Origin of the sequence: Gilliamella sp. Choc6-1, assembly GCF_001690385.1 — a bacterium.
In the GTDB taxonomy this organism is placed as follows: domain Bacteria; phylum Pseudomonadota; class Gammaproteobacteria; order Enterobacterales; family Orbaceae; genus Gilliamella; species Gilliamella apicola_A.
This window is the reverse complement of the sequence record NZ_LZHI01000044.1, coordinates 1-3,721: the sequence shown is the minus strand read 5'-3', so window position 1 is coordinate 3,721 and position 3,721 is coordinate 1. Positions and strand designations below refer to the sequence as shown.

The window sequence follows — 3,721 nt, the reverse complement described above, 5'->3', positions numbered from 1 at the left end:
CCTTCCTGTTTCTTTTGCTGATAACCATACCAATCTAACTGATGCATATATAAACTGTATAACGTTATTGATGGTGGTGTGTCGGTTGAATTAGCAATTTTGGGCATTTGTAACAGGTGCCTGACTAAGGTAAACCCTGTTGAGAAATAAGCAACTTTTTGTTGTTCCTTATAAGGCAGTTTTAGTTCAACATTGTCCTGATACACAATTTTAGGATAAACATCATTCACTCGATAAGCTATCACTTCACCATCAGCCATACAACGCAGCTTCGCTTCCTCTTTGATTTCTTTCAATACCTTTTTGTCAATATGGATACCACCATGCCATATAAGTTCCAAATAAATATTATTTCACCCCAATAATATTTGGTCTATCGTTTTTATCTTTTTGTTTAGTTGCTCAACTAAACATTTTGTAATGTTATAAGTAAATTCCTCAGTTTCATAATAATTAGGAGCAGGTATCAATAAACATATTTCATTAATTTGTTTATCTATTTTTTCTATAGATTCATTAAAATTAGTTTTTTTGTTCTTAAGCGATATGATTTTTTGAGATAAAAGATTATGATAATACCTATAAGAGTCAATACTACAATTAGTCGAATATTTTTCTTGATAACATGTCTTTAATTTATCAATATTATACTTTGATTTTTCCAGCGTCCCTTCAAGAATTTCAAATTTATAAGGATAAATAATTTGATATTTATAACCTTCGTCAATTAATAACTCTTTAAGTTGAAATTGTAAGTCTTTTTCATCTATTTGATAATGCTTCCAGAATATTGGTTTTACACTAGTATCAATATCTTTGACCAATAATAAATAAACATCTTTACTAGGCGAAATATAATAGTATTGATTACTTAACCAATAATAACCTTCAACATCATAAGAACTATTTGCCAATGTAATTTTATCTTTAAAGTTTCCTTTATGAAAAATGGATAAGTTAAGCTCTTTAACCGGATATATTTTATTATTAACGGTTTTATTATAGATTTTTTTATTAATAGTAAGCTTTAAATCATTTACATCATATATAACAATATTATTTCTAATAATTTCATATAAATTATTAAAATATGAGGCCATTTGATTAATTGGACAACGCTCAAGTATTTCTTCTCGTTCAGTATTTGTAATATGCCAAAAATTATCAGTTTTTTCGCAATCTTTTGTTAGTTTAGAGATATCTATCGAGTTAAGAAAAGATTTACCTTTATAGTTCTCAATAACATCAATTTCCTGACTATAACAGCAAAAACTAAATAAAAATAACACTATATTAATAAAAAATAAATTTTTCATTACTTAATCCTTTATTGTGTTAAAAATGCCAGAAGAACTCATTTGATATTTTATTTCTGTTGTATAAACTTTATTATCTTTTGGATCTTCATCTGGATCAAAGAGATTTTGTTTTTGATGTTGTTTAATTAATATTTTACCATCAGGCTTTATTACAAAATCATTCCAATAAGATATTTCGCCATTTTTAATTTTGTACAAAAGTATTGTATCCAACAAATTTCCGTTATTATCATAACTATACATCTGAAAAGTAAAAACTTTTTCATCATTTTCACCTATAGCCATTTGGATAATGCCTTTATATAAAATGTCCTTATAATAAAAATAACAATGAGGAAAATAAAAAGTTGTTTTAGTAAGATATTCAAATAATTTTGGCTTAAATGAAAATTCTTTATTGGTAAATCTTAATGGAAATGGCATATTAGGGGAAAGATACAAGCCGTGTTCTCCCCAATAATAATATTTTTTTAATTCATTAGAGGAATAAGGTAATTTAATTTTATGATAGTAGCGTAAATCGCTATTTAAATTTTCTGAAAATGCCATATTTACACTAAATAATGATAATAGGCAGATAATGATAAACCGTTCAAAAAGTTTCATTGTTAACTATCCTTAATGCTATTTATGCCTAATTCAACATCTTAATAAATCGTGTTCTTTTTTATTAGGATATTATTTAATATAAGCTAATAAAAGTGATGAAGAAAGTACCTAATTATTCATAATTAATATTACCTTTATCATCAATAAAATAATAACTTACCTTATGTTGTTCAGTCATAAGCTTGTCTGTTTCTATATCAATGCAATACTCTGATTCTATTATTTCAAATTTCTTATTTTTATAAATACGTGTTCTTTTATTGATTGAGCACTCTGCTTGTGCACCATCCACAACAATCATTTTGCTAATCAGTTTATTACTCTTATCAAAAATCTGTAATTCAAGAGTTGGAAGGTTATAATATGAATCTTGATCATTATGATCCCAATAAGCAAAAAGGAACACATTTAGATTGTTATCAAGCGGAAGCTTTTTAAATAATATAGCTTTACCTGTGTAAGGTTTTCTATGCTCAACCATACTTAATAAAAGCGTGTTGGGATCAAAAAGCACATTTAATGGATTTTTTTCATCATATATTTGATTATTATCCGCAAAAAAGTCTTTTAAAGAATGATACGAAGATGTTTTTTTTGAATATCCTTTAAATTCATAAAGGATATTATTAAGATCTTTATTTTTATCTTCTGCAAAAGAAAAAAACGAGATTAATAAAATGCATATATAGAAAAATTGAAACCTGATCATTTTTAATCTTATACATTTATAATTAAGTTAAAATCAAAACCGCATATATGTAAATGATGATAATGATCATATCCATTAGGAGGAGCTTTCTTCATATGCTTAGTATATTTAAGTAAAGTATTTGGTTGCTTCTTATATGTAAAATATTCTGAATACATTAACGAAGTCCTTGCCCAGCCAAATTTATACAATGCTGTATTAAATTTTTCTTGCTCATCAAAATCAAAACTTGAATAAGATAACCATGTTAGCTCGCCGTTTCTTTTAGTTGATATATATCTTAAATCGCCTGCGATACCGTTTATATGAGATCTACTCTGAACAGATTTAGCATCGTGAGTACTAAATCCATTAAAGCCTAAATAATCAGCATTCAGTTCTAACATAGCACCAAGCAACCCAGCAAAACAATCAGGATTTATATACCACCTGTGACTATCACTATTAAATGTTGCAAATTTTGCTTTAACACTACCATCAGATGAAATGTAACCCTTTTCAAACTCCTTAACATTAATTAATTCCACATTATGTGCTTGTGGAATATTTCCTCTCGCCATAGCCTTAGTCACATGAATAGTAAAAATACCCAACTCATGTATCTTTTTATTCTTATCATGATAAACGTATTTATATTTTTGTTCATAACCTTCGAGTATTTCTTGTGGTATATGTTTTTCAATTTTTCCATCATGATAAATATGATAAGTAGCTATGCCTGCGCCTGAAAAATAATCCATCATCGCCACAGGATGAATAAACCATGCCTTGCCGTCTGCGGATAGATTGGATAGTTTAGGCGTATTAGCTTCACTTTGTTCTGTGCTAGTTGTTTGATTTTGGGCTTGTGCCTGCGCCACTTCTTTCCACCATAAAGATGGTTTTATGCGCTCTTCTTTTTCTAGTTGCCAGTTGCTTTTGACATATTCGTGCGCTTCGTCCACTTTTTTCATGGCAGAGTCTCGCTGATAAGGTAAGGTTAGTCCGAGTTTGTTTAACTCTTCTTCGATGATTTCTTTTTTTTGCTGTTTTTCTTGTTCATATAGGTTATCTATCTCATTCCATTTACTTAATTCTTCATCAG

General features: G+C 28.1%; 3 protein-coding genes and 2 pseudogenes. All 5 read right to left on the bottom strand.

All coding sequences use genetic code 11. The features are described from left to right. Window positions 1-341, bottom strand: a pseudogene (locus tag A9G36_RS06620) (hypothetical protein); the annotation flags it as partial. A gap of 12 nt (window positions 342-353) precedes the next feature. After that, on the bottom strand, window positions 354-1,316 hold the full coding sequence (locus A9G36_RS06615; protein ID WP_065585539.1) for a hypothetical protein: 963 nt from the start codon (window positions 1,314-1,316) through the stop codon (window positions 354-356). Window positions 1,317-1,319: 3 nt separating this feature from the next. After that, a complete protein-coding gene (locus A9G36_RS06610; RefSeq protein ID WP_065585538.1) occupies window positions 1,320-1,925 on the bottom strand; it encodes a hypothetical protein in 606 nt (201 codons plus the stop codon). A 115-nt stretch (window positions 1,926-2,040) separates the two neighbouring features. Then, window positions 2,041-2,637: a hypothetical protein gene (locus tag A9G36_RS06605; RefSeq protein WP_065569287.1), complete on the bottom strand. Its 597-nt coding sequence runs from the start codon at window positions 2,635-2,637 to the stop codon at window positions 2,041-2,043. An 8-nt stretch (window positions 2,638-2,645) separates the two neighbouring features. Next, window positions 2,646-3,721: pseudogene (locus tag A9G36_RS10175) on the bottom strand (hypothetical protein); the annotation flags it as partial.

What these genes read in the sequence shown, in the direction of transcription:
- A9G36_RS06605 (WP_065569287.1), bottom strand. Translation starts at nt 2,637, where the DNA reads ATGATCAGGTTTCAATTTTTCTATATATGCATTTTATTAATCTCGTTT.
- A9G36_RS06610 (WP_065585538.1), bottom strand. Translation starts at nt 1,925, where the DNA reads ATGAAACTTTTTGAACGGTTTATCATTATCTGCCTATTATCATTATTT.
- A9G36_RS06615 (WP_065585539.1), bottom strand. Translation starts at nt 1,316, where the DNA reads ATGAAAAATTTATTTTTTATTAATATAGTGTTATTTTTATTTAGTTTT.